Raw genomic sequence first — 23,116 nt, 5'->3', positions numbered from 1 at the left:
TAATAACACATTCAATTTGTGGGTGAATAATGCCGATTCCCTCGGGAACCGGCATCATGATTAACGCACCATGCATGGACGCTTGTTATCGAACGTCCAGCCTGGGATCAGGTACTGCATTCCCATTGCATCGTCACGCGCGCCAAGCCCGTGTTTCTGATACAGCTCGTGGGCTTTCATCACCTGATCCATATCGATTTCTACGCCCAATCCTGGTTTTTGCGGCACCTGTACCAGCCCGCCTTTGATCGCAAACGGTTCTTTGGTCAGACGCTGATTGCCTTCCTGCCAGATCCAGTGCGTATCAATAGCAGTAATTTTACCCGGTGCAGCAGCGGCTACATGGGTAAACATCGCCAGGGAAATATCGAAGTGGTTGTTAGAGTGTGAACCCCAGGTCAGGCCAAATTCATGGCACATTTGCGCCACACGTACCGAACCTTGCATCGTCCAGAAATGCGGATCCGCCAGCGGGATATCAACGGATTGTAACGAGAGCGTATGGCCCATCTGCCGCCAGTCGGTGGCGATCATATTGGTTGCGGTCGGCAGGCCAGTCGCGCGACGGAACTCTGCCATCACTTCACGCCCGGAGAAACCTTGCTCCGCACCACACGGATCTTCTGCATAAGCCAGCGAACCTTTCAGGTATTTACCGATTTTAATCGCTTCGTTCAGCGACCAGGCACCGTTAGGATCGAGGGTAATACGCGCCTGCGGGAAGCGTTGCGCCAGTGCCACAATAGATTCGGCTTCTTCTTCTCCGGCCAGTACACCGCCCTTCAGTTTGAAATCGTTGAAGCCATATTTTTCATATGCCGCTTCCGCCAGGCGCACCACCGCATCCGGCGTCATCGCTTCTTCGTGACGCAGGCGATACCAGTCGCATGAGTCATCCGGCTGGCTTTGATACGGCAGCGGTGTGGCTTTGCGATTACCGACGAAGAACAGATAACCGAGCATTTCGACTTCGCTACGCTGTTGACCATCGCCCAGCAGCGATGCCACGTTAACCCCCAGATGCTGCCCCAGCAGATCCAGCATTGCCGCTTCTATCCCGGTAACCACATGAATAGTGGTCCGCAAATCAAATGTCTGCAAACCGCGCCCGCCGGCATCACGATCGGCAAATGTATTACGCACCAGCGTCAGAACGTTTTTGTATTCACCCAGCGTTTTACCCACCACCAGCGGAATTGCATCTTCCAGCGTTTTACGGATTTTCTCGCCGCCGGGAATTTCCCCTACGCCAGTGTGACCAGAATTATCTTTGATAATCACAATATTACGCGTGAAGAACGGTGCGTGTGCGCCACTCAGATTCATCAGCATACTGTCATGACCCGCCACCGGGATGACCTGCATTTCAGTAACAACAGGCGTCGTAAATTGAGAACTCATATCTATGTCCTTTTTCAAAATCAGTGACGGCCGAAAACGGGGCGTTTACGGTCAAAGATCCAGCCGGGGATCAGATACTGCATCGGGCCTGCGTCGTTACGCGCACCGCCAGGCAGACGTTTATAGGCTTCATGCGCCTTCTGTACCTGTTCCCAGTCCAGTTCCACGCCCAGGCCGGGCGCATCAGGAACGGCAATTTTTCCGTTTTTAATCTCCAGCGGATTTTTGGTCAGGCGACAATCCCCCTCCTGCCAAATCCAGTGGGTATCTATAGCGGTAGGATTACCCGGTGCCGCCGCGCCCACATGGGTAAACATCGCCAGAGAGATATCGAAGTGATTATTGGAATGGCAGCCCCAGGTCAGCCCCCAGTCGTCGCAAAGCTGCGCCACGCGAACTGCACCGGAAAGCGTCCAGAAATGCGGATCGGCAAGTGTAATATCTACTGCATTGAGCATTACCGCATGGCCCATTTCGCGCCAGTTGGTGGCAATCATGTTGGTCGCGACGGGCAAGCCGGTCGCCCGCCGAAACTCCGCCATCACTTCACGTCCGGAGAAACCCTGTTCTGCGCCGCATGGATCTTCCGCATAGGTCAGCACATCGTTCAGCCCTTTGCACAGAGAAATGGCTTCATCCAGCAGCCATGCACCGTTGGGATCAACGGTAATTCGTGCATCCGGGAAGCGTTTCTTCAATGCACGAACAGTGTCGATTTCTTGCTCGCCAGGTAACACGCCGCCCTTAAGTTTGAAATCTTTAAAACCATAGCGATCCTGTGAAGCTTCTGCCAGACGCACAACGGCTTCGCTGTTCATCGCTTTCTGATGCCGCAACTGATACCACTCATGATTGCCCGGCGTATTTTCCAGATAAGGAAGATCGGTTTTAGTCCGATCACCGATATAAAACAGATAACCGAGGACGATAATAGCATCGCGTTGTTTGCCTGGCCCTAACAGTTCGCAGACTGGAACATTCAGCGCCTTACCTAACAGGTCAAGCAAGGCAGCTTCCAGCGCCGCCACGGCATTAACGCGCAATTCAAAAGTCCAGGCGCCTTTGCCGAAGGTATCAAAATCGGCAGCCTGATTACCTTTATGCACCTGCTGAACCACTTTATTCAGGCGTGCGACCTCCTGGCCCAGCACCATCGGAATAGCATCGACCAGTGTCTGATAAATCACCTCTCCGCCCGGTGCTTCACCAATGCCGGTATTCCCGGCATTATCGGTGAGTACCACAATATTGCGGGTGAAATATGCGTTATGTGCACCACCAATATTAAGCAACATGCTGTCATGCCCGGCCACCGGAATGACCTTCATATCGGTAATAATGGGACTGGATTGTGTTGTCATTTTTTGCCCTGTGACAGGTTTGGATTCGGTATGCTTAATATCATTCTCCGGTGGCTGATAATTCGATATAACCAACAGCACACTACAAAATGAAATATTAATGGCAACGGCATTACTCATCACGTCAGACGTAACAACACCGATAATATTGCCGAATATAGCTTGTGTAATTAGTATAAAAAGCGCATCGATACGACTCACCGTGCAAAAACACAATATTTACCCGGCTAATTTAAGGCATTTGTTGCAAAAGCCCTGGTCAGAGCAACCTACTTCACGAAAATGAGGATAAAAGACATTAGTCACACTTTTGAAAAGAGTACTTTGTAAATGCCAGATACACCACAAATACCAGACACACAACAAAATACTTTAAATTCAATGAATTAAGATAAATTCATTACTCAATTAAGAGCAGTCCAGATAATTTTGCGTTGTCATCAGCCTTAGCCAGCCATAACTCATGACTAATCTTTAAAGATTAAACTTGTTTTAATAAAATATACGCTAAATAATTCAAGGCACTGCACATGTAACTCGTAGCATGACGAATATAACACTTTAATTACATTGTGCGTCTGATCACACGTTTAATTTTTTCTCTTCTTCACCAATAAGTATTATGCAAATGCACATATTCTCATCATGATGCCCCTTCTATACTGGAAACGTCACAGTTAATAATTTTAATTGCGTTATCTGGCAAGTTATTAAAAACGCACCATAGCATTTACACTGACGTCCTATAAAAATGGAGTATATTTCATGGAGAATAATAAACGTAGTGAATTTATTCTCGGTATTTCGATGCTCATCTTCGGGCTGATTTATGGGGTTTATGCGCTACAAATCCCAGGAAGTGAAGGGATAGATTCGCAAACATTTCCAGTCTCTATCGCTGTTATCATCATTCTTTTGGGTGTAATCCAAACGATTAAGGGGTATAGACTTCATCAACAAAACAAAGTTACACAAGAAGAATCGTCAAAAGTTTCTTATCAACGCCTGTTATTAACTGCTGCTTTAATCTTCTGTTGTATCTTTTTCCTGGAATCTTTGGGATTTGTTATCTCCTGTGCCATCTACATTTTCTTGCAGACATTGGTTCTCCTGCCTCGCAAGAAAAAACGTAATTATCCTTTATTTGCGGTTGTCGCATTTGTGGTTTCGTCGTCTATCTTTTTCCTCTTTAGATTTGGATTCGACATTTTGTTACCCGCCGGTGTAATGGGAGCATTACTATGATTAACACTACAAGGATGATAAAAAATGGGTGATTTATTCTTACAAGGTATTTTAACCGTAGGTACACCAACTTATTTATTGTACATTCTGGCTGGCGTAACGGTTGGTATTATCTTTGGTGCAGTACCAGGATTGACAGCCGTAATGGCAATTACACTATTTTTGCCTGTCACCTATGGAATGGAAGCTGCGCTGGGCATATCGTTGCTTGCGGCATTATATATTGGGGCGACATCCGGCGGTCTGATATCAGCAATCTTACTTAAAATACCAGGCACACCATCATCGGTAGCAACATGCTTCGAAGGTCATCCGATGCTGGAAAAAGGCGAAGGGGTAAAAGCGTTAGGGGTCGGTGTTGTTTATTCCTTTATCGGGACATTGTTGGGTGTTGCCACACTGGTATTTATTGCTCCACCATTGGCAGAAATTGCCCTACAGTTTGGCCCACATGAATATTTTTCTATCGCCATTTTTTCCCTTACGCTGATTGCAACACTCTCATCCGGGAATATGATCCGTGGAATCTTTTCCGGTGCAGTGGGAATGGCTTGTGCAACTGTAGGTTTATCCCCGATTGATGCCGTTCCACGTTTTGAATTTGGCATGAGTGAACTCAGCAACGGGTTTGCTGTTCTGACTGTGTTAATTGGTCTTTTTGCTGTCAGTGAGTTATTTAAAGTCGCAGAAACGGCACATATCACTGAAGATGCCCAGGTCGGCAAAATTACCATGCGTAACGTACGTGGCTTTGGCTTCTCGTTAAAAGAATTTTTCGGGCAAATGCCAAACTGTTTCCGTTCATCTGCCATCGGTATTGGTGTTGGCATTCTTCCGGGAATTGGCTCAGGAACGTCAAACATTCTTGCCTACCTCGTTGCTAAAAAACAATCCAAACACCCTGAGAAGTACGGCACTGGTATTATTGATGGTGTTGTAGCATCAGAGTCAGCAAATAACGCAGGTATTGGTGGAGCACTGGTTCCATTAATGACTCTGGGTATTCCTGGCGATGCAGTTACTGCGATGTTGCTTGGCGGATTTATGTTACACGGCATCACGCCTGGTCCGATGCTTTTTATGACTCAGGGTGCATTGGTTTATACCATTTTCGCAGCATTAATTGTTGCATCATTTGCAATGTTGGTTATTGAGTTTTATGGCTTACGTATTTTTGCTCATTTACTCAATGTTCCAAAGCATATTCTGATGCCTGTTATTCTGGTTCTGTGTATTGTCGGTGCTTTTGGTTTAAATAATCGTATATTTGATATCTGGACAATATTGCTATTTGGCGGCGTAGGCTATTTCTTTGTTAAATATTCTATCGCTCAGGCTCCATTCATCATCGGTTTTATTCTTGGCTCTATGGCCGAAACTAACTTCCGTCGGGCATTACAACTTTCTGACGGTCAAATTTCTGGCTTTGTTACTACACCTATTTCTTGTTTGTTTATCGTCTTGTCAATCGTTTCTATTCTGCTGTGTATTTGGAGTGAATGGAAAAAAGCGAAAGCAAGAAAATAATTGACGCAAAAATTACATTTAAAAAGGAACTTCGCAATGAAAACCAGAACGATCTTAGCCTCTCTCATTACCTGTTCACTCAGTTTTAGTGCTTACGCAGCAACTGACTGGCCGACAAAGCCTGTTGAATTTGTGATCACCGCAAGTGCCGGTGGTGACACCGATATGAACGCTCGTCTGTTGGCAAAATATTTCAAGGAAGTCGCAGGAGTTCCGCTGGTCATTACGAATATGCCCGGTTCTGCAGGCAGTATTGCGACCACTAACGTCAAGAATGCTGCGGCTGATGGCACCAAGGCCGTATTCTGCCATACCGGCCATATGGTCATTAACAAAATGACGGGTATCGTCGACTACAACTATAAAGATTTTGATATTGCCACAATTGCCGGGATGAACAGAACTTATGTTCTGACAGCAAGTAAAAAATCAGGTATTAACTCACTTGACGACTTAATCGCTAAGGCTAAAGCGGAACCTGGCAAGGTAATTTATGGTACTGAATTCGGCGGCTTAACTTACACGCAGGGTTTAAAACTTGAACAAATGGCAGGAATTAAACTCAAAACCGTGGATGCTGGCACCGCGGCTGATCGCGTAATTGGTTTATTAAGTGGTCGTATTGACCTGGGTGTCGTTGCTTATTCTGCGGTTAAGGATTACCAGACTACCGGGAAAATGACCATTCTTGCGCAAGGGGGACCTGAGCGTAATCCATTATTTGGTGATTTCCCGACATTTGTCGAAAAAGGAATTAACTACACCAGTGAATTCCCTTATGTTGTCGCTTTCCCCAAAGGCACCAATCCTGAAATTCTGCAAAAAATGGGGGAAATTATCAAAAAAATTCAGGATAACCCTAAATATCAGGAAGAGTTACGTACTTCACTGCAACAAGAACCTTTCTGGCTTGATCGGGACCAGGCAAATGCTTATCTCGATAAAACTCAGCAAGAGCTCGAACCTTTTAAAGATATGCTGAAATCTGCAAAGAAATAATCTCCCCCACTCTCAATAATTCGCGTCGTAGCACCTGCAACGTGAAGTATGACGAGTATGCCCCGGCGTATAATTGCGCCGGGGTCTCGATTTGAATTAAAGCAGCGTGCCCCACTGCTCCACCCACGGATTGGATTCCGTTTCTGGCTCCGGGTTTTCGCTGGCATCAATTAACAACATTTCACTAACCCGTATTGCACTTTGATCCTGCAGCAGGGCATCGAACATTTTTCCGCCGTTGCAGAAATTGGCATAGCTACTATCACCAAGGGCAATTACGCCGTAACGCAAATCAGGCTGAAAACCAAGTTGGTCTTTAATTCCCTGATAGAGCGGCACAATACTGTCAGGAAGATCACCCTGCCCGGTAGTTGAAGTCACTACCAGAGCAACTTTATTCAGATAAGGTTGCCAGTCAGCTAATTCAGGATCTTCAAATACCTTTACGGTATGACCTTGCGCGGTCAGAATTGCTTCGGCTTCTTCCGCGACTAACAGTGAATTGCCGTACATCGTACCGACAAAAATACCAATTTCCGCCATTGGATTATCTCCCTGGATTAAGAACTTATCTCTTCATCCTGGACTGCTGGCCCACTGAACTCAACCCTTTCATTTTCAGGAAGCAGACCGCGCCAGCCAAATTGTGATAATGCCTGCATCCAGATATCGTCAAGCCCGGCATGAATCGTCAACAGCTCGCCAGTAAAAGGATGCGTCAATGACAACTGACTGGCATGTAGCATTAAGCGCTGGAGGCCAAAATGTTCAGCACCGCTGCGATTCTGGCGTAAATCGCCATGTTTGCTGTCACCAATTATCGGATGACGCAAATGGGCAAGATGTCGGCGAAGCTGATGTTTGCGTCCGGTTTTCGGCTCCAGCTCCACCAGGCCGTAGCGCGTGGTCGGGTAACGTCCGGTCGCTACTGGCATTTCAACCGTCGCCAGACCGCGATACTGCGTCACTGCTGGCTGTGGGCCTTTATCTTCACGGGCATACTTATCGGCGATTTTATCCAGCTCTTCCACCAGCGGATAATCCAGCACTGCTTCTTCCATCAGCCAGCCACGCACAATCGCATGGTAACGTTTCTGGATTTGGTGCTGTTCAAACTGTTGCGCTAACAGCCGCCCGGCCTCACTGGATAATCCCATCAACAACACACCAGAAGTTGGACGGTCCAGACGATGAGCAGTAAAAACATGCTGGCCTATCTGGTCACGAATGGTTTGCATGACCACCACTTTCTCGTCGCGATCCAGCCAGCTGCGATGAACCAGCCAGCCGGAAGGTTTATTTACCGCAACCAGCCATTCATCCTGGTAGAGTATTTCCAGCATCAGTTGGCATCATCCGCAAATAAGGCATCGAGCTTTTGCAGCTCTGCCAGTAACAGCTCCCGCTGAGGATGATCGTTTTCCAGCGCCATTTCATAGTATGGCGCCACAGCAAACGCATCAGGTAAAGGCTGATGACTATCCAGCAAAGCGTGCATACGTGGGATTAAAACCCACTGGAGCCACTCCAGCGGTTCCATCGTGTCCATAAAGAACGGTTGCGTGCTGGTAAACTGATGGGCTTGCGGTGCCTCAGTTTGCCAGAATTGATGTTCACGCAGCAGCGACTCCAGGACGAGCAACTGCTGGCGCACTTGTTCATGCGTCATCATGAAAACCTCAAGGGAAGAAATCTGCTGCGAAGGATAGCATCTGCCACGAGGAAATAAAAAAAGGGAGCACTGTATAAACAGTGCTCCCGATTCGTTTTGCAGCATTCCAGCTACATTTGTTGCTCCCTGCTCATCCGTGACAACTTTTCCTGTGGTCTTGCGACCTGTTGTTCGTCCTGAACTCGCGCATCCTGCACACACCACCCCGGTGTGATTACTTCATCCTGAAGCATCCTGGCCTTCCTGACCCACTGACCATCCTGTTCAGCTCTCGTTCTCCGTCCTGGAGGTGTCCCTTAACGCATCCTGCGTTTTCCTTTATACTTCGTCCTGAAGTCTTCCTTGTAGCACCGTCCTGGTGTGTCCTTTTGAAGCGCCATCTTCCTGACGTTCACTTCACTGTGCGACTCCTTGTCGACGAAGATAGAATCGGCTTTTTTGCCTCGTCTTACAACCAGCCTATAAGTATTGTCTTAAAGTTATTTTCATATGAAAGTAGTCCTTCGCTAGCTATCTATATGATTTAAATGCATTTAACTGCCGAATTGTTATTACCCCTTCAGTTATTTGCTGCAGATCTCCTACAAGGTGTGTAAGAGATCTCCTACAACGTTCTGGGTATTGTGGATTACAGGAGAGGATTAAGCTGCTTAAGGAATTCCGCAAGAGATGGCGCAAGAACCTGACGATTACGTGTTCCGAGAGTCTCTTTACACACTTCTCCACTTAGATTACACAGGGAAATCACGTCGAGTTCATTCTCCAGCGTCGCGATAAATAGCGTAGGAGAAAGCTTAAGACGTTTCTGTGTTACCAGATGGCCGATAAGATTTTCCTGCACACGTCTGAAATCATCCTCACTCCAGGTTTGCAGCAATGTCAGAGTATGTTCAGCAAACTGCGCATGCATATCCCCGGCAAACTGAGTCGTGTAAAACGTCTGGATTGCCGGTTGCAGGACAATATCAAAAGCGCGCTCAACGGCGGCAAGATTTTGCTCACCCACGAATGGCTGTGGTTGCCAGTACACTGCGTCGCTGGTTGTCGAAATAATGCATGGTGACGGAACACCATAAAGTTCTTCGCTAAGCGGCCAGCTATGGTGTTTTTCATGCCATGCATCGCAGTAACGGGTCGTAAAATCTCGTAGGGCTTGCGCGGTCAATTCGTCCACTAATTTCTCTCTTCACATAAGCCAGGATACACTTGTCGCTTAGTGTAACTGGTTTATCACGGTGAAACATGTCTTCTTATGAAAACCATCAGGCGCTTCACAGCCTGACTCTCGGGAAATCAACTGATTACCGGGATACTTATGACGCCAGCCTGTTGCAGGGTGTGCCACGCAGTCTGAATCGCGATCCGCTGGGATTGACCGCAGATAATCTGCCTTTTCATGGCGCAGATATCTGGACGTTATATGAATTGTCATGGCTGAATGCGAAAGGTCTGCCACAAGTTGCGGTCGGGCATGTAGAACTGGATTACACTAGCGTCAATCTTATTGAGTCGAAAAGCTTTAAGTTGTATCTCAACAGCTTTAACCAGACGCGCTTTGACAGTTGGGAGGATGTTCGTCAGACGCTGGAGCGTGATCTACGTGCCTGCGCCCAGGGGGAAGTTAGTGTTGCCCTCTATCAACTTGATGAACTGGAAGGGCAACCCATTGCTCACCTGCATGGCACCTGCATTGATAATCAGGATATCGAAATTGATCACTATGATTTCAATGCTGATTATCTGCAAAATGCCACCAGCGGTGAAAAAGTGGTCGAAGAGACGCTGGTCAGCCATCTGCTGAAATCAAACTGCCTTATAACCCACCAGCCTGACTGGGGATCTATTCAAATTCAGTATCGTGGTCGTAAGATTGATCGCGAGAAACTGCTGCGTTATCTGGTCTCTTTCCGCCACCATAACGAGTTCCATGAACAGTGCGTTGAGCGTATTTTCAGCGATATATTGCGCTTATGCCAGCCAGAAGAACTTAGCGTCTATGCCCGTTATACGAGGCGCGGCGGTCTGGATATTAACCCATGGCGCAGCAACTGCAATTTCCAGCCCTCTACCGGGCGTCTGGTTCGTCAGTAAACTTTATTTATCATTTTTGCGTGGCAGATTCCGCGCGCAAGGTTGTTAAATGTCATAAGGCAGGGCTATTGTAATCAGCAGGGAATGACGACACTCGTCCCATAAGGAGTTTTTCTTGATTACACATATTAGCCCGCTTGGCTCCATGGATATGTTGTCGCAGCTGGAAGTGGATATGCTTAAACGCACCGCCAGCAGCGACCTCTATCAACTGTTTCGTAACTGTTCTCTCGCCGTACTCAACTCCGGCAGTTTAACTGACAACAGTAAAGAACTGCTGTCTCGTTTCGAAAACTTCGATATAAACGTTCTTCGCCGTGAACGCGGCGTAAAACTGGAACTGATTAATCCACCGGAAGATGCTTTCGTTGATGGCCGGATTATCCGCTCACTACAGGCCAACCTGTTTGCGGTGCTGCGCGATATACTGTTTGTCTATGGGCAAATCCATAACACTGTCCGCTTTCCGAACCTGAATCTCGATAATTCTGTTCATATCACCAACCTCGTGTTTTCTATATTGCGTAACGCCCGTGCGCTGCACGTGGGTGAAGCGCCAAATATGGTGGTGTGCTGGGGTGGTCACTCAATTAATGAAACTGAATATCTGTATGCGCGTCGCGTCGGCAATCAACTTGGTCTGCGTGAGCTGAATATCTGTACCGGATGTGGTCCGGGAGCGATGGAGGCGCCAATGAAAGGCGCGGCAGTGGGCCATGCCCAGCAGCGTTACAAAGACAGCCGTTTTATTGGTATGACAGAGCCATCGATCATTGCTGCAGAACCACCTAACCCGCTGGTCAACGAATTGATCATCATGCCGGATATCGAAAAACGGCTGGAAGCGTTTGTCCGTATCGCCCACGGCATCATCATCTTCCCTGGTGGTGTAGGTACGGCGGAGGAGCTGCTGTATCTGCTGGGGATTTTGATGAATCCGGCCAACAAAGATCAGGTTTTACCGCTGATCCTCACCGGGCCGAAAGAGAGCGCCGATTACTTCCGCGTACTGGATGAATTTGTTGTCCATACGCTGGGGGAAAGTGCGCGCCGCCATTATCGCATTATCATTGATGATGCCGCCGAAGTTGCCCGGCAGATGAAAAAATCGATGCCGCTGGTGAAAGAAAATCGCCGTGATACAGGCGATGCCTACAGCTTTAACTGGTCGATGCGCATCACACCAGATCTGCAAATGCCGTTTGAGCCGACTCACGAGAATATGGCTAATCTGAAGCTTTATCCCGATCAACCTGTCGAAGTGCTGGCTGCCGATCTACGTCGTGCATTCTCCGGTATTGTGGCGGGTAACGTGAAAGAAGTTGGCATCCGCGCTATTGAAGAGTTCGGTCCTTATAAAATCAACGGCGATAAGGAAATTATGCGTCGTATGGATGATCTGCTGCAGGGCTTTGTTGCCCAACATCGTATGAAGTTACCCGGTTCTGCTTATATTCCCTGTTACGAAATCCGCACTTAATCCCCTCCACCCGGCAACCTTCGTTGTCGGGCTTTCCCATTCAGCTGTTTAATTATCAATCCGTTTCATTTGTTATCTGAATGTTTCCACTGTTTCGCTCATTTTTATATCATTAATCTGAATATGTCAGACAATTTATATTGCAAGGCAAACGTTTTCCTTTTTCAGAAGACCATATTTTATCTCTGACAAATAAAATAAAGCACAATTATTGGCTAAAAGTGTTGAAATTCTCAGATTAACCTACATATCATGCGCGCCTGAGAAGTGGTCATATGTTGTCAAACCTGTGATTATCGCCCTTAAATTCTCTTTTACTTTTAATTTACAGAGTAATGATTTGAGAATATCCATCTTACAAGTGGATTATTGTATTTGAGATCGAGATCACTGATAGAAACATAACTTGTGTGTATCTTTCCGCCCTCAAATTATTACGGCGGAAAATGATTACTCCCGTCGTCCACAGACAGATTTCATTTTACGGTTATGCCCCTTTCACGGCCGGCCTGACCAAAAACCTGATTTTTTGCATTCTCCAGGAGAAATTGATGGAAACGACTCAAACCAGCACGATTGTGTCGAAAGACTCACGTAGTGCATGGCGCAAAACTGACACCATGTGGATGCTGGGCCTGTACGGCACAGCGATCGGTGCTGGTGTACTATTCCTGCCAATCAACGCCGGTGTTGGCGGTATGATCCCGCTGATCATCATGGCTATTCTCGCGTTCCCGATGACGTTTTTCGCGCACCGTGGCCTGACCCGCTTCGTGCTGTCTGGTAAAAACCCAGGCGAAGACATCACCGAGGTGGTAGAAGAACACTTTGGTATTGGCGCTGGTAAACTGATTACTCTGCTGTACTTCTTTGCTATCTACCCGATCCTGCTGGTTTACAGTGTGGCAATCACCAACACTGTCGAAAGCTTCATGACCCACCAGCTGGGCATGACGCCGCCGCCGCGTGCGATTCTGTCGCTGATCCTGATCGTGGGTATGATGACCATCGTTCGCTTCGGTGAGCAGATGATCGTTAAGGCGATGAGTATTCTGGTATTCCCGTTTGTTGGCGTCCTGATGCTGCTGGCTCTGTACCTGATCCCGCAGTGGAACGGCGCAGCACTGGAAACTCTGTCTCTGGACACTGCATCTGCAACCGGAAACGGTCTGTGGATGACCCTGTGGCTGGCGATTCCGGTAATGGTGTTCTCGTTCAACCACTCTCCGATCATCTCTTCTTTCGCCGTTGCGAAGCGTGAAGAGTACGGCGATATGGCAGAAAAGAAATGCTCGAAGATCCTGGCATTCGCACACATCATGATGGTGCTGACTGTAATGTTCTTCGTTTTCAGCTGCGTACTGAGCCTGTCTCCGGCAGACCTGGCTGCGGCTAAAGAGCAGAACATCTCGATTCTGTCTTACCTGGCTAACCACTTTAACGCACCGATCATCGCGTGGATGGCTCCGATTATCGCGATTATCGCTATCACCAAATCCTTCCTCGGCCACTACCTGGGCGCACGTGAAGGCTTCAACGGTATGGTGATTAAATCTCTGCGTGGTAAAGGTAAGTCTATCGAAATCAACAAGCTGAACCGTATCACTGCGCTGTTCATGCTGGTAACGACCTGGATTGTTGCCACCCTGAACCCGAGCATCCTGGGTATGATTGAAACCCTGGGCGGCCCAATCATCGCGATGATCCTGTTCCTGATGCCGATGTACGCAATCCAGAAAGTACCGGCAATGCGTAAGTACAGCGGTCACATCAGCAACGTATTCGTTGTCGTGATGGGTCTGATTGCAATCTCCGCAATCTTCTACTCTCTGTTCAGCTAAGTTCTTTCGCGCCGCTTTCGGGCGGCGCTTCCTCCGTTTTAACGCGATGTATTTCCTATGATTAGCGTATTCGATATTTTCAAAATCGGCATTGGCCCTTCCAGTTCTCATACCGTTGGACCAATGAAAGCGGGTAAACAATTTACCGACGATCTGATTGCCCGTAACCTGCTTAAAGACGTGACCCGCGTGGTGGTTGACGTGTACGGCTCGCTCTCTCTGACCGGTAAAGGCCACCACACTGATATCGCCATTATTATGGGCCTGGCGGGTAACCTGCCGGATACCGTGGATATCGATTCCATCCCTGGTTTTATTCAGGATGTGAATACTCATGGTCGCCTGATGCTGGCAAACGGTCAGCACGAAGTGGAGTTCCCGGTTGATCAGTGCATGAACTTCCATGCCGACAACCTTTCTCTACATGAAAACGGTATGCGCATTACCGCGCTGGCGGGCGATAAAGTCGTTTACAGCCAGACTTACTACTCTATCGGCGGTGGTTTTATCGTTGATGAAGAACATTTTGGCCAGCAGGATAGCGCACCGGTTGAAGTTCCTTATCCGTACAGTTCAGCAGCCGATCTGCAAAAACATTGTCAGGAAACCGGGCTGTCACTCTCTGGCCTGATGATGAAAAACGAGCTGGCGCTGCACAGCAAAGAAGAGCTGGAACAGCACCTGGCGAATGTCTGGGAAGTCATGCGTGGCGGTATTGAGCGCGGTATTTCCACCGAAGGCGTGTTGCCTGGCAAACTGCGCGTTCCACGCCGTGCTGCGGCACTACGCCGGATGCTGGTCAGCCAGGATAAAACCACCACTGACCCGATGGCGGTTGTTGATTGGATCAACATGTTCGCACTGGCAGTGAATGAAGAGAACGCTGCGGGCGGTCGCGTGGTGACTGCGCCGACTAACGGTGCGTGCGGGATTATCCCGGCCGTGCTGGCGTACTACGACAAGTTTATCCGCGAAGTGAACGCTAACTCACTGGCTCGTTACCTGCTGGTTGCCAGCGCCATTGGCTCTCTTTATAAAATGAACGCCTCGATTTCTGGTGCTGAAGTGGGTTGCCAGGGTGAAGTTGGCGTGGCGTGCTCTATGGCGGCTGCTGGTCTGGCAGAACTGTTAGGCGCAAGCCCGGCGCAGGTGTGCATCGCGGCGGAAATCGCCATGGAGCATAACCTCGGTCTGACGTGTGACCCGGTCGCCGGACAGGTCCAGGTGCCATGCATCGAGCGTAACGCCATTGCGGCAGTGAAAGCGGTGAATGCTGCACGTATGGCGCTGCGCCGTACCAGCGAGCCGCGCGTCTGCCTCGATAAAGTTATCGAGACCATGTACGAAACAGGGAAAGACATGAATGCCAAGTACCGCGAAACCTCTCGTGGTGGCCTGGCAATGAAGATCGTTGCCTGCGATTAAGCGCTCTCCAGAGGCCTCGTTTTGCGAGGCCTCTTCCTGTTTTCTCAACCAGCCATAGCCTGTTCCGGCATCGAATGTTACCCTTATCGCCTGATCTTTAAGGGGGTTATCGTGGCTGTTCATTTGCTTATTGTCGATGCACTGAATCTTATCCGTCGCATTCATGCCGTTCAGGGTTCACCCTGCGTGGAGACCTGCCAGCATGCCCTTGATCAGCTTATTATGCATAGTCAGCCGACTCACGTGGTTGCCGTTTTTGATGATGAAAACCGTAACAGTGGCTGGCGTCATCAGCGCCTGCCAGACTATAAAGCGGGTCGACCGCCGATGCCGGATGAGTTGCACAACGAAATGCCCACGTTACGTGCCGCCTTTGAACAACGAGGCGTACCGTGTTGGTCTGCCACTGGCAACGAAGCTGACGACCTGGCTGCCACATTGGCAGTAAAAGTCACTCAAGCCGGGCATCAGGCGACCATAGTTTCAACTGATAAAGGCTACTGCCAACTGCTTTCACCGACTCTGCGTATTCGTGATTATTTTCAAAAACGCTGGTTGGATGCGCCGTTTATCGATAAAGAATTTGGCGTTCAACCGCAACAGTTACCCGATTATTGGGGGCTGGCGGGGATCAGCAGTTCAAAAGTGCCAGGCGTTGCGGGGATCGGGCCAAAAAGCGCTACGCAATTGCTGGTCGAGTTTCAAAGTCTGGAAGGGATATATGAGAATCTCGACGCGGTAGCCGAAAAGTGGCGCAAAAAATTAGAAATGCATAAAGAGATGGCGTTTCTGTGCCGCGATATCGCCCGTTTACAAACTGATGTGCATATTGATGGCAATTTACAACAGCTAAGACTTAAACGCTGATAAACCAATGCCGGAAGCAGACAGTAACAGCTTCCGGCACAGGTAGTCAGAGATTAGCGTTCGTCGCGACGACCACCAACAGCAGCCCATATACGACGGACATGCACCGTCACTTCTTCGCGATCGTGATACAACTGTCGCGCCTGAATCTGGGCATTAATACCATGTTCATCAAGCTGAGCCTGAATGTACGCCAGATTATGTGACACTTCTTCGTAGCGTTTTTTCATTGGCAGTTTGAGGTTGAAGATGGTTTCACGGCACCAGCCATTAACCAGCCATTGCGCCATCAGTGCAGCTACTTTTGCAGGTTTCTCAACCATATCGCACACCATCCAGGAAATGTTGTTACGCGTCGGACGGAATTTAAAACCATCTTCCCGTAGCCATGTGACCTGGCCGGTATCCATCAAACTTTGCGCCATCGGGCCGTTATCAACGGAATATACCCACATGTTGCGCTTCACTAACTGGTAAGTCCAACCGCCAGGGCAAGCCCCCAGATCCACTGCCCACATTCCGTTTGCCAGACGTTCATCCCACTCATCTGCCGGAATAAATACATGAAATGCCTCTTCCAGTTTGAGCGTGGAACGGCTTGGTGCATCTGCCGGGAACTTCAGACGCGGAATGCCCATATAGAACGGTGAATTATTATTGCTGTAAGAATAACCGGTATAGCAGCAACCTGGTGCAATAAAGAACACATGCACCACCGGACGCTTCGGCGTTTCATAGTTCGCAAGGACACCTGCATCACGCAATGCTGCACGTAATGGCACCGTGAATTTACGACAGAATTTGAGCAGTTCTTTGCTTTCGTTGGTATCGGCAACTTCAACACGCAACTCACCGCCTTTCTCCACCACACCCTGCAACATGCCGACTATAGGGGTAATGCGATCTTCTGGTGGTAAATGCTGAAGCAACTCGCCCACCACAAACCACTGACGGGCAAAGATCAACGAGCTGAATGGCAATTCACGAATTAATTTATCGCCATCTTCAGCTTGATAACATTCATAAATGACATAACCCGCATTCTCTTTCACACGAGCAAAACCGAAAATCTCTTGTCGCCCTGCTTTGTCCGTGATTTCTGCGGCACACTCTTTTTCGAAGCCTGGGCGACACAACAATACAACCTTATTCATGACTTACGCCCTTACGCTTCAAACGGATAGCGCCAATTAACATGAGAACCCAACCTGCCAGAAAGCTAACGCCACCGACAGGAGTAACATACGCCCACAGGCGCAAATGAGAGAGCGCCAGGCAATAAAGGCTGCCGCTAAACAACACCGTACCTAACGCCAGAAATACACTGCTCCAGTAGAACCAGATGCTTATCCGACGTTGCATCGCCACCGCCAGACCTAAGATCGCCAGAGTATGAAACGCCTGATACTCAAGGCCGGTCTGGATCCAACCCATTTCAACCACGCCCAGGGTTTTGCTCAGGACATGAGCGCCAAAAGCCCCCAGAGCAACAAAAATGAAACCGCTGATGGCGGCAAAAATCAGCATAAAACGGCTGGTCATGCTAGTACCCTACGTAAGTTATTGTTCGTAACGAAAGCGGAATTTCTCTTGTTCACTCGCCGCTTTTTCCAGAATCCACTGGCGGAAAGCCGCTATTTTACCGAGTTCTGCCTGGCTGTCATGACAAACCAGATAAAATGCGTTCTTACTGACCAGAACATCGTTAAATGGGCAAACAAGTCGCCCGGCCTCAATCTCCGACTGCGCCATAACATTGTTCGCCAGTGCCACGCCCTGTCCGTGAATCGCTGCCTGCAACACCATCGCACTATGGCTGAAAATCGGCCCCTGTTGCACATTAATATGATTTAACCCCAACTGCCGAATGTAAGTTTGCCAGTCACGGCGAGAGGCATCATGCAATAAGGTGTGTTTAGCGAGATCTTCAGGCGTTTTTAACGGCTTGTCTCCGGTCAAAAGCAGAGGTGAACATACCGGAAGGAGATATTCTGCGTAGAGTTTTTCAACACGTAAACCTGGCCAGTTGCCCCGGCCATAAAAAATTGCCACATCAACATCATCCGCCAGTTTATCTTCCTGACGGTCCACCGCCTGAATTCTGACATCAATTCCCGGATAAGCTGTATTAAAGCTGGAGAGACGAGGAACCAACCATTGAATGGCGAAACTGGGTAATAAACTGACCGTTAACGCCCCTTTCGCACTTCGCGCCTGAAGTTTACGTGTTGCTTCCGTTAGCTGCGAAAATATCTCTTTGATATCGAGATAGTAACTTTGTCCTTCTTCCGTTAAAAGTAGAGAACGGTTACGGCGACGGAACAGTTTTAACCCCAGGAAATCCTCAAGAGACTTGATTTGGTGGCTTACTGCGGCCTGCGTCACAAAAAGCTCATCAGCTGCTCGCGTGAAGCTTAAATGTCGTGCTGCAGCATCAAAAACACGCAGAGCATTGAGGGGTGGTAAACGTTTTGACATGGCTTTTAGACTTTGATGTTAAAAAGATTTAACAATCAGGCTACACTACGTAACCTATTAGTTTTTTTAATCTGAGCCATTATAAATTGTCCGTTGAGCTTCTACCAGCAAATACCTATAGTGGCGGCACTTCCTGAGCCGGAACGAAAAGTTTTATCGGAATGCGTGTTCTGGTGAACTTTTGGCTTACGGTTGTGATGTTGTGTTGTTGTGTTTGCAATTGGTCTGCGATTCAGACCACGGTAGCATAGCTACCCTTTTTCACTTCCTGTACATTTACCCTGTCTGTCCATAGTGATTAATGTAGCACCGCCTTATTGCGGTGCTTTTTTTTACCTTGCGATCGCGAATTACTGATCCAGTTCGACCATCTCTTTCACGTCGGTACGGTTAATCTGCTGTTTGTTGCCATTAGCGTCTTTATACGAAATCATACCAGTATCGTTATCAGTCTGTGGTTTGCCGTCAGAGACGATGGTACGTCCGTCATTGGTGTGCATCACATAGTTCGAACCGGAACAGGCGCTCAGGGCAAAAGTCAGCATACAAGCGGAAATAATTGCGGCAGTCTTTTTCATCTTATTCTCCTTACAGCGTTTTATGCTAAATAATGAACAAAGTAACAGACAGAAATATTTACCTAACATTAATTAGCTTATGACACATCTCCGGTTTCGCCAGGATATCAAGATTATTCCGATGGTTATGCCCCCCTTGTGTCGGCTGCATTTTTACGCCACGATCGGCCGATTAACTGAGGTACATCATGAACGCATTTAATCCCGCGCAATTTCGTGCGCAATTTCCCGCGCTACAGGATGCGGGCGTCTATCTCGACAGCGCCGCGACCGCGCTTAAACCTGAAGCCGTGGTTGAAGCCACCCAACAGTTTTACAGCCTGAGCGCCGGAAACGTCCATCGCAGTCAGTTTGCCGAAGCCCAACGCCTGACCGCGCGTTATGAAGCTGCACGGGAGAAAGTAGCGCAATTACTGAATGCACCGGATGATAAAACTATCGTCTGGACGCGCGGCACCACTGAATCCATCAACATGGTGGCGCAATGCTATGCCCGTCCGCGTCTGCAACCGGGCGATGAAATTATTGTCAGTGTGGCAGAGCACCACGCCAACCTCGTCCCCTGGCTGATGGTCGCCCAACAAACCGGAGCCAAAGTGGTGAAATTGCCGCTTAATGCGCAATGGTTGCCGGATGTCGATTTGTTGCCGGAGCTGATCACACCTCGTAGCCGGATTCTTGCTCTGGGGCAAATGTCGAATGTCACTGGCGGTTGCCCGGATCTGGCGCGAGCAATCACTTTTGCCCACGCCGCAGGGGTGATAGTGATGGTTGATGGTGCCCAAGGAGCAGTACATTTCCCCGCAGATGTTCAGCAACTGGATATTGATTTCTATGCTTTTTCAGGTCACAAACTGTATGGCCCGACAGGTATCGGCGTGCTGTATGGCAAACCAGAACTGCTGGAAGCGATGTCACCCTGGCTGGGTGGCGGTAAAATGATTCACGAAGTGAGTTTTGACAGCTTCACCCCTCAATCCGTGCCGTGGAAACTGGAAGCCGGAACGCCAAATGTGGCTGGCGTAATTGGGTTAAGTGCGGCGCTGGAATGGCTGGCAGATTACGATATCAACCAGGCCGAAAGCTGGAGCCGTAGCTTAGCAACGCTGGCGGAAGATGCGCTGACGAAACGTCCAGGCTTTCGTTCATTCCGCTGCCAGGATTCCAGCCTGCTGGCCTTTGATTTTGCTGGCGTTCATCACAGCGATATGGTGACGCTGCTGGCGGAGTACGGCATTGCCCTGCGGGCCGGGCAGCATTGCGCTCAGCCGCTATTGGCAGAATTAGGTGTAACCGGCACACTGCGCGCCTCTTTTGCGCCATATAATACAAAGAGTGATGTAGATGCGCTGGTGAATGCCGTTGACCGTGCGCTGGAATTATTGGTGGATTAATGACGAACCCGCAATTCGCCGGACATCCGTTCGGCACAACCGTTACCGTAGAGACGTTACACGATACTTTCGCGCCGTTGACTCAATGGGAAGACAAATATCGTCAGCTAATTATGTTGGGGAAACAGCTTCCGGCTTTGCCAGACGAGTTAAAAGCGCAGGCTAAAGAGATTGCCGGATGCGAAAACCGCGTCTGGCTGGGGTATACCGTGGCTGAAAACGGCACGATGCATTTCTTTGGCGACAGCGAAGGACGCATTGTGCGCGGCCTGCTGGCAGTGTTGTTGACTGCCGTTGAGGGGAAAACCGCCGCCGAATTGCAGGCACAGTCGCCGCTGGCATTGTTTGATGAGCTGGGATTGCGTGGGCAGCTTAGCGCCTCACGCAGCCAGGGGTTGAATGCGTTAAGTGAGGCGATTATCGCGGCGGCGAAGCAGGGTTAAGCACAAAACCAGGTCGGATAAGACGTTCACGTCGCATCCGACCTGATTGTTTACCCCTGACGCGCCGCTTTCACCATCATCTTCTTCAGCGCATGAGAAACCGCAACAAAACCAAAGGTGGCGGTCACCATCGTCGCCGCCCCAAATCCAGATGCACAATCCATCCGCTTCGGCCCTTCTGCCGTGGCTTTCATCGCGCACACCGTACCGTCTGACTGCGGGTACACCAGCGCTTCGGTAGAGAACACGCAATCCACGCCGAGCTTACCTTTGCTGTTTTTCACTACGCCAAAATCGCTTTTCAGGCGCTCGCGCAACTTCGCCGCCAGCGGGTCCTGAATCGTTTTAGCCAGATCGGTAACCTGAATCTGCGTCGGATCAATCTGCCCACCAGCACCACCAGTCGTGACCAGAGGGATTTTGTTGCGCCGACAATGAGCAATCAGCGCCGCTTTGGGTCGCACACTATCAATGGCATCAATCACGTACGAATAACCGGCACTCATATATTGCGCTACGTTATCCGGCGTCACGAAGTCATCCACCACCGTTACACGGCACTCCGGGTTAATCTGGCGAATACGCTCCGCCATTACTTCCGCTTTGGCCAGCCCGACGTTATCTCGCAGCGCGTGAATTTGCCGATTGGTATTGGTGACGCACACATCATCCATATCGATAAGCGTGATTGCGCCAATCCCCGTACGCGCCAGCGCTTCCGCCGCCCAGGAGCCGACACCGCCAATACCGACCACACAAATATGTGCATCAGCAAACAGTTGCAACGCTTTTTCACCATACAGACGCGCTGTGCCACCAAAACGCTGACGCCAGGCATCACTAATTACCACAGACATAGCACCTCAGAATTAAAAAGGGTGAGGTTATCCCTCACCCTGTCATATCCGTCAAAACGGTATACAGAATATCACATCAGCCGCTAAAGACGTTACCTGCACCCGGGGCGGTTTTCAGCACCCAAACCCGTCCATAGTGGTTGTACCAACCTGCGCGGTGTCCGGCTTCCGGCCCGATACCTTGATAAATATCGAAGTGTTGGCCTTTGATTGCACCACCGACATCCAGCGCCACCATCAGCCGCAGTTCGTACTGACCGTTAAATTTGCCGTTATTATCCAGCAGCGGCACTTCTGCCAGTAAGGTTGTACCAGGCGGGATAATGGAACGATCAGAGGCAACTGAAGCGCGGCCAACCAGCGGTACTGCACTTGCTCCTTTCACTGGTGCAAAAGACTGCGGTTTAAAGAAAACAAATGAAGGATTCTGCTCAAGCAGCTCGCGAACCTCGGCTTCACTGTGTGTTTCACCCCAGTGACGAATCGCCTGCATCGACATATCTTCTTTTTTCACTTCGCCACGGTCAATCAGTACCTTACCGATGCTGCGATAGGCATGACCGTTTTTCCCTGCATAGCTGAAAAAGTTAAGCGGACTGCCATCACCAAAGTCGATATACCCGCTACCCTGCACATCCATAATGAAGTTATCCATCAGAGAGTTGCTGTAAGCGAGGATGTATTTATCGCTCAACGCTCCTGCGTAGATCTCAGCACGAGACGGCAGACGACCACGCTTTGGCGGCATACGGTAAATAGGATACTGGAACTCGCCCTGACGGGTATGGCGCGCCTGAATGACAGGCGTGTAATAGCCCGTAAACTGCACGTTGCCATAGTTGTCGGCACCTTCCATCTGCCAGGCGTCAATGCCGAACTGACGCATATTGCGGGTATCACCGCCTGCGCGTAGCCACTCCTGCACCGCATTATAAACATTACTCTGGTTGCCATACAGACGCGGTGACGAAGTACGGATATGGTTAATTTGCTCGGCAAAATCACCGGCGTTAATTGGCGCGCCAACGGCATCTGGCTGGTTTACCAGAGAGAAAGGCTGGGTAAATTTCCCGTCTTTATATTGCTGTCCGCGATCGGTTGGTTTGGAAGAGCAGGCGGCAAGCATTGCCACAACCGTGCCCATAAGAAGGTACTTTACCCAACGTCCTTTCATTGTTCTCTTCTTCAGTTTAAAAAATAAGGCGCAATGAAGATAACAAACCGCCGCGTTTAATGAAATGAGCAGCCTCTCCCTGACGCAAATTTTGCACAAAAAATAGACTTTAGTGATTTGTTTTTGCTCAAAATCATGCCAAATCCGTGATCCGGGTAAAAAAAAGGTTGCATGAAAATGCGAGCGGAGTATAGTGCGCTTCCACGGACGCGGGGTGGAGCAGCCTGGTAGCTCGTCGGGCTCATAACCCGAAGGTCGTCGGTTCAAATCCGGCCCCCGCAAC

General features: G+C 49.2%; 22 protein-coding genes and 1 tRNA gene. 11 read left to right on the top strand and 12 right to left on the bottom strand.

Annotated features, from left to right (window positions below; translation table 11 throughout):
- Window positions 1–60: 60 nt before the first annotated feature.
- Complete coding sequence (gene gudD, locus K0335_RS17505; protein ID WP_046076124.1) at window positions 61–1,401, bottom strand: glucarate dehydratase; 1,341 nt, start codon at window positions 1,399–1,401, stop codon at window positions 61–63.
- A 20-nt stretch (window positions 1,402–1,421) separates the two neighbouring features.
- Window positions 1,422–2,762, bottom strand: coding sequence for a glucarate dehydratase family protein (locus K0335_RS17500; protein ID WP_219393964.1), 1,341 nt, complete (start codon window positions 2,760–2,762; stop codon window positions 1,422–1,424).
- Between the two features lie 765 nt (window positions 2,763–3,527).
- On the opposite strand from K0335_RS17500, the gene K0335_RS17495 reads away from it, so the two are divergent.
- Genes K0335_RS17495 through K0335_RS17485 form a run of 3 tightly spaced genes read left to right on the top strand, consistent with a single transcriptional unit; the run spans window position 3,528 to window position 6,533 of the window.
- Complete coding sequence (locus K0335_RS17495) at window positions 3,528–4,007, top strand: tripartite tricarboxylate transporter TctB family protein (protein ID WP_000429763.1); 480 nt, start codon at window positions 3,528–3,530, stop codon at window positions 4,005–4,007.
- 24 nt (window positions 4,008–4,031) lie between these two features.
- Entirely contained in the window at window positions 4,032–5,534 is a 1,503-nt protein-coding gene (locus K0335_RS17490; RefSeq protein ID WP_000502612.1) for a tripartite tricarboxylate transporter permease, read from the top strand.
- Entirely contained in the window at window positions 5,535–6,533 is a 999-nt protein-coding gene (locus K0335_RS17485) for a tripartite tricarboxylate transporter substrate binding protein (RefSeq protein ID WP_012599879.1), read from the top strand. It abuts the gene before it with no gap.
- A 96-nt stretch (window positions 6,534–6,629) separates the two neighbouring features.
- Here K0335_RS17485 and K0335_RS17480 read toward each other — a convergent pair whose 3' ends face one another.
- The 4 genes from K0335_RS17480 to syd all read right to left on the bottom strand — a co-directional run bounded on the left by K0335_RS17480 (window position 6,630) and on the right by syd (window position 9,379).
- Entirely contained in the window at window positions 6,630–7,076 is a 447-nt protein-coding gene (locus K0335_RS17480; protein ID WP_104920145.1) for a flavodoxin, read from the bottom strand.
- Window positions 7,077–7,093: 17 nt separating this feature from the next.
- Window positions 7,094–7,876: a tRNA pseudouridine(65) synthase TruC gene (truC, locus tag K0335_RS17475; protein ID WP_104920146.1), complete on the bottom strand. Its 783-nt coding sequence runs from the start codon at window positions 7,874–7,876 to the stop codon at window positions 7,094–7,096.
- Complete coding sequence (locus K0335_RS17470) at window positions 7,876–8,205, bottom strand: YqcC family protein (protein ID WP_000988233.1); 330 nt, start codon at window positions 8,203–8,205, stop codon at window positions 7,876–7,878. The genes truC and K0335_RS17470 overlap by 1 nt, the downstream gene beginning before the upstream one ends.
- A 628-nt stretch (window positions 8,206–8,833) precedes the next feature.
- Complete coding sequence (syd, locus tag K0335_RS17465; protein WP_000343994.1) at window positions 8,834–9,379, bottom strand: SecY-interacting protein; 546 nt, start codon at window positions 9,377–9,379, stop codon at window positions 8,834–8,836.
- A gap of 68 nt (window positions 9,380–9,447) precedes the next feature.
- On the opposite strand from syd, the gene queF reads away from it, so the two are divergent.
- From queF to xni, 5 genes are all read left to right on the top strand, one after another.
- Window positions 9,448–10,296 carry an NADPH-dependent 7-cyano-7-deazaguanine reductase QueF gene (gene queF / locus K0335_RS17460; RefSeq protein WP_000100477.1) on the top strand — a complete coding sequence of 283 codons (849 nt, stop codon included), beginning with the start codon at window positions 9,448–9,450 and terminating at the stop codon, window positions 10,294–10,296.
- Window positions 10,297–10,411: 115 nt separating this feature from the next.
- The gene (ppnN, locus tag K0335_RS17455) at window positions 10,412–11,776 is read left to right on the top strand and encodes a nucleotide 5'-monophosphate nucleosidase PpnN (RefSeq protein WP_000627981.1); all 1,365 of its coding nucleotides are present in this window, start codon (window positions 10,412–10,414) and stop codon (window positions 11,774–11,776) included.
- 551 nt (window positions 11,777–12,327) lie between these two features.
- A complete protein-coding gene (sdaC, locus tag K0335_RS17450) occupies window positions 12,328–13,617 on the top strand; it encodes an HAAAP family serine/threonine permease SdaC (RefSeq protein WP_046076120.1) in 1,290 nt (429 codons plus the stop codon).
- Between the two features lie 57 nt (window positions 13,618–13,674).
- Entirely contained in the window at window positions 13,675–15,042 is a 1,368-nt protein-coding gene (gene sdaB, locus K0335_RS17445; protein ID WP_000626404.1) for an L-serine ammonia-lyase II, read from the top strand.
- Window positions 15,043–15,153: 111 nt separating this feature from the next.
- Window positions 15,154–15,909, top strand: coding sequence for a flap endonuclease Xni (gene xni, locus K0335_RS17440; RefSeq protein ID WP_002431867.1), 756 nt, complete (start codon window positions 15,154–15,156; stop codon window positions 15,907–15,909).
- A 53-nt stretch (window positions 15,910–15,962) separates the two neighbouring features.
- Here xni and rlmM read toward each other — a convergent pair whose 3' ends face one another.
- The 4 genes from rlmM to K0335_RS17420 all read right to left on the bottom strand — a co-directional run bounded on the left by rlmM (window position 15,963) and on the right by K0335_RS17420 (window position 18,965).
- A complete protein-coding gene (gene rlmM / locus K0335_RS17435) occupies window positions 15,963–17,063 on the bottom strand; it encodes a 23S rRNA (cytidine(2498)-2'-O)-methyltransferase RlmM (RefSeq protein WP_001045539.1) in 1,101 nt (366 codons plus the stop codon).
- Window positions 17,056–17,451 carry a DUF423 domain-containing protein gene (locus K0335_RS17430; protein WP_000203898.1) on the bottom strand — a complete coding sequence of 132 codons (396 nt, stop codon included), beginning with the start codon at window positions 17,449–17,451 and terminating at the stop codon, window positions 17,056–17,058. The genes rlmM and K0335_RS17430 overlap by 8 nt, the downstream gene beginning before the upstream one ends.
- 18 nt (window positions 17,452–17,469) lie before the next feature.
- Window positions 17,470–18,387, bottom strand: coding sequence for a glycine cleavage system transcriptional regulator GcvA (gene gcvA, locus K0335_RS17425; RefSeq protein WP_000044392.1), 918 nt, complete (start codon window positions 18,385–18,387; stop codon window positions 17,470–17,472).
- Between the two features lie 350 nt (window positions 18,388–18,737).
- Window positions 18,738–18,965: a YgdI/YgdR family lipoprotein gene (locus tag K0335_RS17420; RefSeq protein ID WP_000750398.1), complete on the bottom strand. Its 228-nt coding sequence runs from the start codon at window positions 18,963–18,965 to the stop codon at window positions 18,738–18,740.
- A 188-nt stretch (window positions 18,966–19,153) separates the two neighbouring features.
- Here K0335_RS17420 and csdA point away from each other — a divergent pair, with 188 nt between their 5' ends.
- Window positions 19,154–20,359, top strand: coding sequence for a cysteine desulfurase CsdA (gene csdA, locus K0335_RS17415; RefSeq protein ID WP_000991048.1), 1,206 nt, complete (start codon window positions 19,154–19,156; stop codon window positions 20,357–20,359).
- Window positions 20,359–20,802, top strand: coding sequence for a cysteine desulfurase sulfur acceptor subunit CsdE (csdE, locus tag K0335_RS17410; protein WP_000184286.1), 444 nt, complete (start codon window positions 20,359–20,361; stop codon window positions 20,800–20,802). Before csdA ends, csdE begins: the two co-directional genes overlap by 1 nt.
- A gap of 50 nt (window positions 20,803–20,852) precedes the next feature.
- On the opposite strand, the gene tcdA is transcribed toward csdE, so the two are convergent.
- Both tcdA and mltA read right to left on the bottom strand, forming a co-directional pair.
- Window positions 20,853–21,659, bottom strand: a complete 807-nt coding sequence (gene tcdA, locus K0335_RS17405) for a tRNA cyclic N6-threonylcarbamoyladenosine(37) synthase TcdA (protein WP_000117720.1) — start codon at window positions 21,657–21,659, stop codon at window positions 20,853–20,855.
- A 76-nt stretch (window positions 21,660–21,735) separates the two neighbouring features.
- Window positions 21,736–22,833, bottom strand: coding sequence for a murein transglycosylase A (gene mltA / locus K0335_RS17400; protein ID WP_000678652.1), 1,098 nt, complete (start codon window positions 22,831–22,833; stop codon window positions 21,736–21,738).
- Between the two features lie 208 nt (window positions 22,834–23,041).
- Here mltA and K0335_RS17395 point away from each other — a divergent pair.
- Window positions 23,042–23,115, top strand: a tRNA-Met gene (locus tag K0335_RS17395).
- Window position 23,116: the final 1 nt, after the last annotated feature.

Origin of the sequence: Escherichia sp. GZ89 (assembly GCF_019366485.1) — a bacterium.
Lineage (GTDB): Bacteria > Pseudomonadota > Gammaproteobacteria > Enterobacterales > Enterobacteriaceae > Escherichia > Escherichia fergusonii.
The sequence above is the reverse complement of the archived record's forward strand: the minus strand, read 5'-3'. Positions and strand labels throughout refer to the sequence as shown.

Coding starts and splice junctions, on each gene's coding strand:
- mltA (WP_000678652.1), bottom strand. CDS start 22,833: ATGAAAGGACGTTGGGTAAAGTACCTTCTTATGGGCACGGTTGTGGCA.
- K0335_RS17480 (WP_104920145.1), bottom strand. CDS start 7,076: ATGGCGGAAATTGGTATTTTTGTCGGTACGATGTACGGCAATTCACTG.
- queF (WP_000100477.1), top strand. CDS start 9,448: ATGTCTTCTTATGAAAACCATCAGGCGCTTCACAGCCTGACTCTCGGG.
- K0335_RS17490 (WP_000502612.1), top strand. CDS start 4,032: ATGGGTGATTTATTCTTACAAGGTATTTTAACCGTAGGTACACCAACT.
- K0335_RS17430 (WP_000203898.1), bottom strand. CDS start 17,451: ATGACCAGCCGTTTTATGCTGATTTTTGCCGCCATCAGCGGTTTCATT.
- csdE (WP_000184286.1), top strand. CDS start 20,359: ATGACGAACCCGCAATTCGCCGGACATCCGTTCGGCACAACCGTTACC.
- truC (WP_104920146.1), bottom strand. CDS start 7,876: ATGCTGGAAATACTCTACCAGGATGAATGGCTGGTTGCGGTAAATAAA.
- K0335_RS17500 (WP_219393964.1), bottom strand. CDS start 2,762: ATGACAACACAATCCAGTCCCATTATTACCGATATGAAGGTCATTCCG.
- sdaC (WP_046076120.1), top strand. CDS start 12,328: ATGGAAACGACTCAAACCAGCACGATTGTGTCGAAAGACTCACGTAGT.
- csdA (WP_000991048.1), top strand. CDS start 19,154: ATGAACGCATTTAATCCCGCGCAATTTCGTGCGCAATTTCCCGCGCTA.
- K0335_RS17420 (WP_000750398.1), bottom strand. CDS start 18,965: ATGAAAAAGACTGCCGCAATTATTTCCGCTTGTATGCTGACTTTTGCC.
- K0335_RS17495 (WP_000429763.1), top strand. CDS start 3,528: ATGGAGAATAATAAACGTAGTGAATTTATTCTCGGTATTTCGATGCTC.
- tcdA (WP_000117720.1), bottom strand. CDS start 21,659: ATGTCTGTGGTAATTAGTGATGCCTGGCGTCAGCGTTTTGGTGGCACA.
- sdaB (WP_000626404.1), top strand. CDS start 13,675: ATGATTAGCGTATTCGATATTTTCAAAATCGGCATTGGCCCTTCCAGT.
- gcvA (WP_000044392.1), bottom strand. CDS start 18,387: ATGTCAAAACGTTTACCACCCCTCAATGCTCTGCGTGTTTTTGATGCT.
- gudD (WP_046076124.1), bottom strand. CDS start 1,401: ATGAGTTCTCAATTTACGACGCCTGTTGTTACTGAAATGCAGGTCATC.
- rlmM (WP_001045539.1), bottom strand. CDS start 17,063: ATGAATAAGGTTGTATTGTTGTGTCGCCCAGGCTTCGAAAAAGAGTGT.
- K0335_RS17470 (WP_000988233.1), bottom strand. CDS start 8,205: ATGATGACGCATGAACAAGTGCGCCAGCAGTTGCTCGTCCTGGAGTCG.